The organism is Armatimonas sp. (genome assembly GCF_964826245.1).
In genome coordinates this window covers 1-6481 of sequence record NZ_CBAYMC010000239.1, presented here as the reverse complement: position 1 = coordinate 6481, position 6481 = coordinate 1, and the positions used below count along the sequence as shown (strand labels likewise).

Below are 6481 nucleotides of genomic sequence, written 5' to 3'. Positions count from 1 at the left end.
CATACCGTTGCACCACAGCCTCTGGTTGGAGCAATCCTCTCGAGCAACACGCTTCGCTTAGAAGTTCCCGCCGCCTCCGTGACAGCGATAATACTAAATTAAGCTTAAACTGGTAAGACTACTCGTTAATGATGAGTAGTCTAGTTTTTGTTGCATCTTAAACCAAGAATGTTACCAACAAAATTAGTTTAAATTACCACAAGAAGTGGTATAAGCATCCCCTGATCTCTACAGGAATCGCAAGAAGCGCAACGATGCAAACTTGGAAGTTGGGATGTTATGAAGAAGGTGTGCTCACTCTTTGCCAGCCCCATGGCGGCGATGCTCTTACGAATAAAAGTACGGCGCTCTGTGCGAGTTCGACAGGTCGCCGAGGATCTTTTTTATGGAGGAGTCCCCTCCAAGGCTCAGCTTCAGGTTCTCAAGGCACGAGGGATTCAGCAAATCGTGGACCTGCGCCAGTCTTTTGAGATCATGGGGAATGAGGCGACACTCTGTCAGGAAATCGGACTAGACTATATCTTGGTGTCAATGGATGAAGAACTCCCGGACTTTCCCACGGTCGAGCGGCTCCTAACACTCCTTTGTGCTGCCCCAACTTATCTCCACTGCTGCCAGGACTGTGACCGTTCGGGAGCGATTGTTGCGCTCTACCGGACGGTTGTGCAGGGCTGGGAGCTCTCTCGTGCTGGTGTAGAACTACTGTGGGGCGGCTTCAACCCACGCTTCGAGGTCCTCGCCCGTGATATCTGCTTTTACACCCACCAGCTTAAGCGCACGCCGTCGGTGCATGCCCTCCAGCAAGCTGCCTCGGCGTAAAAATTTCTTTCCGCACTGTATTCTTTTTGGCGTGTCCCATGCTCTATCCTAAGAGGAAGCAAGAATATAAGCCGAAAAGACAAGCCATTCAAAAAGGCACGACCAGCGATGCCTTCTTTGAAGAGCTGGGAAACCAGTGCTGTGCTTCGGTTCATGGCCCCCGCACCCGGAGGCACGAAGAAGCCTGACGAATCTGGGACAAAGCAAGTGATCAAAAAATCTGGGCCTGGCAGCACCGCGATCAGCACACCGGATTAACAGAGAATCGGCTAAATAGCTGAGGAAATCCCCCGGAAAAACACTTATAACAAGTCTGTAGTAAGGGGGCACTTTATGCGAGGCCATGTTCTAAATTTAGTTCAGACGGCAGGAGTCTATCCTGCTGAGCCGTTCAATGGGATGCAGATCACGTACTCCATCTCAGGGGCATTTATTAGCAAGGTGACAGATACGCCTGGTTTTACCACGCGTCGGGCACTCGAAGGCGCTCTGGGTAATGGAGCGCTGAGAGTGACGGGCAAAGCAACCATGACAGGAGGCTTTGGAGCCGATGTGATTGTCACCGTACAAGCCAGTGGTGAGGTGAAGACCTTCCGAAAGTACATCAAGGCGGGCGAGAGCACTGATTTTGATCTGACGGCACCAATTGGGGCAGTGACTCAGAAGGGAAGCGTCCGCATCTCCATGACGGGCTCTTATAATGTCGGAACCCGTGGCCTGGAGGTCTCGGCGTTTCTGGGAACAAAGAAGCCCGATGTTGTCGATACTAAGCCGACTTCCCCGCCGCTGAGCGCTAATGCACGGCTCAATGCGATCCTGAACCGCTATCTGTCGGAGATTCCTAAGGGCTACACAGGGCTGGGCGGCAATCTCACCAATATTGCCAGCTCGATTCCCTTCACATCGCGCTTTGACAACTGGGTCTGTGGAGCCTATCAGGCGCGGGTTCTGGCGCTGCTCGACTCGATCAAGTGGAGCCCCGACCCAAAGATCCGTGCTCTGCTCGATGGCTTTGACTACGGGCCCGTGGAGGCTCCGGGGATGCTCTGGACGCTCTTTCCTCACCAGGCGGTGGTGATCTATCCCAAGGGCAGTGACTGGATCACCGATGGCATCGTGCTGGATCCTTGGATGACCCAGACTCCCAAGTCATATACCACGGCGGAGTGGGCGCAGATCCACAGCTACGGGAGCTACTGGGGAATTCGCGGCAGTAGTGCCTACGATGGCAAGCCCGAGTACCCGACCGTGGGGGGCAACTATGTCAATCCTAGCCAGCGCTCGCTCAGCGACGACGAGCGAAAGTGGGTCTCGGAGCTGCCACAGGTGGATAAAGAGAAGCTCAAGAGTGTCCAGGATCCCAACCTTCGGACACTTCTTATCCGTAATGGCTTCAAGCAGCGCAAGCTCACCGGAGTGGCGATTGTTAACTGTCCGGTGAATGTGGCGCTGGTGGACAGTGCGGGAAAGACCGTCGGCTACACAGAGCGTGGCTATGTCGGGGAGATCGGCGGGGCGACGGTAGAGCGGATTCAGAAAGCGCCTGGCGATTGGTGGAGCCTGGTGCGGTTCGATCCGACCAAGCGCCTTCAGCTTCGCCTCAGTGCTACCAGCTCCGGGCCGGTTGAGGTTATAATCGCACACGGGATGGATCGCGACGAGCGTACTGCCTCGCGCTACACAGCACGTGTCGCAACCGGCGAGCGTCTTGAGACCGACACGGCGCGACCGCGGGCCACTCTGTCGGGGGCTGGCAAGAGCTACGTGCCCAGCACTCTCCGTGAGAACTCGACACCGTCGTTAAACCCCGTGCCAGCACCTGCGCCCGAGGTCGCACTCTACGACAACAACAATATTGGGGGAGTTCTGAATGGGCCAACAGGGACGCTCTGGCTGACGTTTCCTCAGGCGGTCAATATCACCCGGATCGAGACCTATCACTGGAATGGAGGGCGTGGTGCCGCGCCGGGGACGATTGCTTTGGTGGAGAAGTCGAGCGGCAAGACCTACGGCCCTTGGAGCGCCACGAGTTCATCGGGGCAGGGTGGTGCCCTCAATGTCTACTGGCGCGTCCAGCCCAACGCCGTGATCCCCGCAGGAACCTATAAAGTCATCGTCTCCTCGCCCCAGACTTGGTCGCACAACCCCGAGTCCAAAAACTGTGGCTTCGTCCGCCTCTGGGGCCGCGCCCCTGGTCGCTAGAACAATGTCCTCGGGGGCTCTTTCTTTGCCTCGACGACTTTCTTTCGGGCGGCTTCGATGTCTGCAATCAGTAGCTCGCGGGCGTGGTCGTAGGCGGCTCCTTCTTGGCGGAGAATGTAGGCAGGATGGAGAGCGGCGATGGCGTAGGGAGCGTACCGGCTCTCGAAAAACTGGCCGCGCTCGCTGGTGATCTTGAAGCCGCGCTTGATCACCATGCTCGCGGAGGGGCCACCGAGGCAGAGGATGACGAGGGGCTGCACCGTGCCTAAAATCGGCTCCAGCCAGCCTGTCACGCAGGCGCTGGCTTCATCGGCGGTGGGCGGGCGGTTTTGCAGGCGGCCTGTCTCTCCGATAAGAGTCGGGCGGCAGCGGACGACATTGGTGATAAAGATATGCTTGCGCGTGATCCCGCAGGCGTAGAGGCACTCGTCCAGAAGCTGACCTGCGCGACCGACAAACGGACGGCCTGTCTTGTCTTCTGTCTCGCCCGGCCCCTCCCCGACCAATACCAGCGGGCTATTGGGGTTGCCCTCGCCAAAGACCACATTGGTGCGCGTCTCCCACAGCCCACAGCCCTGGCAGTTATGGGCCTCTTCGCGCAGGGCCTCAATCCGTTGTTCTTTCTCCGTCATAGGGCTCTATTGTAGCTGGAGAGCGAAGATTTTTCTTTCGATGAACTCTGTAAAAAATGCGAGATTGCTCCGACACTAAAAGCAGTAATGAGATGATATATCTCCTCGCCCCTCTAGACTTATCATTGCTTTTTTCTTCGAGGTGGAGATCGTAAAATGAATTTTATGGAGTCTAGTAACGAGACAGCACGCCTCTTGGCGCTCAAAAATCAGCATCTCCTAGACACGCCTTCTGAGTCCGCGTACGACGATATCACGGGGCTGGCGGCGCTGATCTGCAATACTCCCATCAGCCTGATAAGCCTCGTCGATGAGACCCGTCAGTGGTTCAAGTCTTGTCATGGCCTAGGGGTGAGCGAGACACCGCGTGAGTGGGCTTTCTGCGCCCATGCTCTTCTCCAGCCCGACGAAGTAATGGTAGTGCCAGATACCTTAGACGATCCACGCTTCGTGGATAATCCCTTAGTGACTCGTGAGCCAAGGATTCGTTTCTATGCAGGGGCACCTCTTGTCACCACGCAGGGATACGCTTTGGGAACTCTCTGCGTGATTGACCGCACGCCTCGCACACTCAGCCTTGAGCAGCTTGCGGCCCTGAAAGCTCTGGCCCGACAGGTCATGACGCAGATTGAGCTCCAAACACACATGAGGACGGCTCTGGAAGCGGACGAGCGCTTCCACCTTGCCATACTACAGGCTATCCACGATGGCCTCGTGGTGCAAGAGAAGAATGGAGAGATCGTGATCTGCAATCCCCGTGCCGAGGAAGTCTTGGGCTTGACACGTGACCAGATGATGGGAAAGACCTCGTGTGATCCTTGCTGGCGTGCGGTTCGTGAGGACGGAACCCCGTTTCCAGGTGAAGAGCACCCTGCTATGGTGACTCTCCAGCAGGGAATCCCTCAGCAAGATGTGATCATGGGAGTGCATAAACCCAATGATGAGCTGACCTGGATCTCCATCAACTCAGCTCCGCTTTTTCGTCTTGGTGAAGATACTCCCTACGCCGTCGTTGCTACCTTCGACGATATTACGGAGCGGTGTAACTATGAGCACATGGCCCAAAAGCAGCTTGACGAGCTCAACGATCTTTATCAGCAGCTTGAACGACGGCAAGAGGAGCTAGCGAAGATCAATCGTACGTTGGCCGCACAAGCAACCGTGGACGGCCTGACGGGGCTGAAGAACCACCGCAAGCTCCGGGAAGACCTGACGGTGCATTACCACCAGAGTATACGCTACCATGTCCCACTTTCTGTGATCTTACTGGATGTAGACTACTTCAAGCGCTACAACGACACCTACGGGCACCCCGCAGGAGATATGGTTCTCAAGCAGATCGCTCAGGTTCTCCAAGACACCGCTCGCCGTACGGACTGTGTGGCTCGCTATGGGGGAGAGGAGTTTGCGATCATTCTCCCGCATACAGACTACGAAGGGGCTTGCGCAATCGCCGAGCGCTTCCGTACCCTCATCGAGCAAGCTCCCTGGCCCAAGCGTGCTGTCACCATCAGTGTGGGCATCTCCACCCTCTGGCCAGGTACACAGAGCGAGCAACAGCTCATTGACGAAGCAGATAAAGCGCTCTACCACTCCAAGCGCTGGGGCCGCAACCGCATCACCCACTTCAGTGACTGCGTCGAGAAGCTTAAGCAGGCTATCCAAGAGCCCGACCTCACCGTTTATGGGTAGCAGAAGCGGCATTCACATTTCATTGCCTCGAAGAGAAGTGCCTTTTTCATGTGGCCTACAGCATTTAGAAAGCGCTGGTTCAAGCGATGGCGCGGAACAACGGCGTCCAGAAACTCCTCCCAGAGTAAGGCGAACAGCCCTGCTTCTCCTAGAGCGGATGGATTCCCAGTGCCCACTGCGCACGTCGTAGATTGACGAGTCCGATGCGATTGAGTCGTAGTGCCACGATGGTGGCACGACCGCAGGGAGTCTTGCCCTGGATCATCTGCCCATCTACACTCCAGGTAAAGTGCTCCTCCCAGAGCTGCTGACGTGGATGAAAAAGCGCAACGGACACGCCCGATTCAGGATCAAGGGCTTGTGTTTACACCTGCTTGATATCGTTGCAGCCGGGGCAGGAGAGCGCCAGGTTCTCCAGTACGGTTAAGCCACCCGAAACGACAGGCTCAATATGCTCTAGCTCAAAGTTCTCAACATTGGCGAGAACAAGAGGCGTTTTGCAGTACTCACAACATGCCTCGGCACGCTCTGTGATAATCTCCCGCTGCCGCTGTGTGGGGCGTCTCCGTCGGGCCATTGACTAGGCAACACCGGGCACTCGCAGGCCCAGGGACTTCATGACCTCGCGTACCGGAACGCCCCGTAGCTGTGCCAGTTCGCCAAGGTACTCCAGTCGCTCTGCTGCCCGAAGCTCATCGGTGTCGATGAGGGCAAAAAGCTGCTCACGTTCTGCCTCCGTAAGTGCACCCGCCTGGTTTTTTCTGCGGAGCTTTTGGTAGCGCCGCTGCTCACTCAGCGACTTGGGCGCACTCAAGCGATGGATTTGTGCAACCAGCTCCGCCTCGCACTCGCTCATCCCTGAGCCCCCGGGTGATGTCAGCAGGATCTTAAGCACCAGTGATGGTGCATCCAGCCCTTCACGAGCCGCCTCATCGGCAATGCGACGAGCGATATCCGGTGGCAGAGAAATTGTCAGGCTCATGCGGATATTTTATCTCAGCTTGGCGAGGATGCTCTCGGTGTCATAGACGCAGCCGCCCCAGAGGCCGCCGGATGCCGTGACGAGGGCGGCCCAGAGGCGGGTGTCGTCGGGGAGCTGCGGGTCGGGCGCTAAATCATCGCGGAGCGGGCGGGTG

The 6481-nt window shown here is 56.8% G+C and carries 7 protein-coding genes; 3 read left to right on the top strand and 4 right to left on the bottom strand.

The features are described from left to right. The first annotated feature begins 279 nt into the window (after positions 1–279). Positions 280–819: a fused DSP-PTPase phosphatase/NAD kinase-like protein gene (locus AC1XOS_RS18335; protein ID WP_481963662.1), complete on the top strand. Its 540-nt coding sequence runs from the start codon at positions 280–282 to the stop codon at positions 817–819. A gap of 333 nt (positions 820–1152) precedes the next feature. Continuing rightward, positions 1153–3021, top strand: coding sequence for a hypothetical protein (locus AC1XOS_RS18330; RefSeq protein ID WP_481963661.1), 1869 nt, complete (start codon positions 1153–1155; stop codon positions 3019–3021). Here AC1XOS_RS18330 and AC1XOS_RS18325 read toward each other — a convergent pair. Further along, positions 3018–3653, bottom strand: coding sequence for a uracil-DNA glycosylase (locus tag AC1XOS_RS18325; protein WP_481963660.1), 636 nt, complete (start codon positions 3651–3653; stop codon positions 3018–3020). The genes AC1XOS_RS18330 and AC1XOS_RS18325 overlap by 4 nt on opposite strands. Before the next feature lie 165 nt (positions 3654–3818). On the opposite strand from AC1XOS_RS18325, the gene AC1XOS_RS18320 reads away from it, so the two are divergent. Further along, positions 3819–5345 (top strand): GGDEF domain-containing protein, encoded by a 1527-nt coding sequence (locus tag AC1XOS_RS18320; protein ID WP_481963659.1) that lies wholly within the window; start codon positions 3819–3821, stop codon positions 5343–5345. A gap of 148 nt (positions 5346–5493) precedes the next feature. Here AC1XOS_RS18320 and AC1XOS_RS18315 read toward each other — a convergent pair whose 3' ends face one another. The 3 genes from AC1XOS_RS18315 to AC1XOS_RS18305 are packed head-to-tail and all read right to left on the bottom strand — an operon-like array spanning position 5494 to position 6327. Continuing rightward, positions 5494–5682, bottom strand: a complete 189-nt coding sequence (locus AC1XOS_RS18315) for a hypothetical protein (protein WP_481963658.1) — start codon at positions 5680–5682, stop codon at positions 5494–5496. A 27-nt stretch (positions 5683–5709) separates the two neighbouring features. Next, a complete protein-coding gene (locus AC1XOS_RS18310; RefSeq protein ID WP_481963657.1) occupies positions 5710–5922 on the bottom strand; it encodes an HNH endonuclease in 213 nt (70 codons plus the stop codon). A 3-nt stretch (positions 5923–5925) separates the two neighbouring features. After that, positions 5926–6327: a hypothetical protein gene (locus tag AC1XOS_RS18305; protein ID WP_481963656.1), complete on the bottom strand. Its 402-nt coding sequence runs from the start codon at positions 6325–6327 to the stop codon at positions 5926–5928. Between the last annotated feature and the right edge of the window lie 154 nt (positions 6328–6481).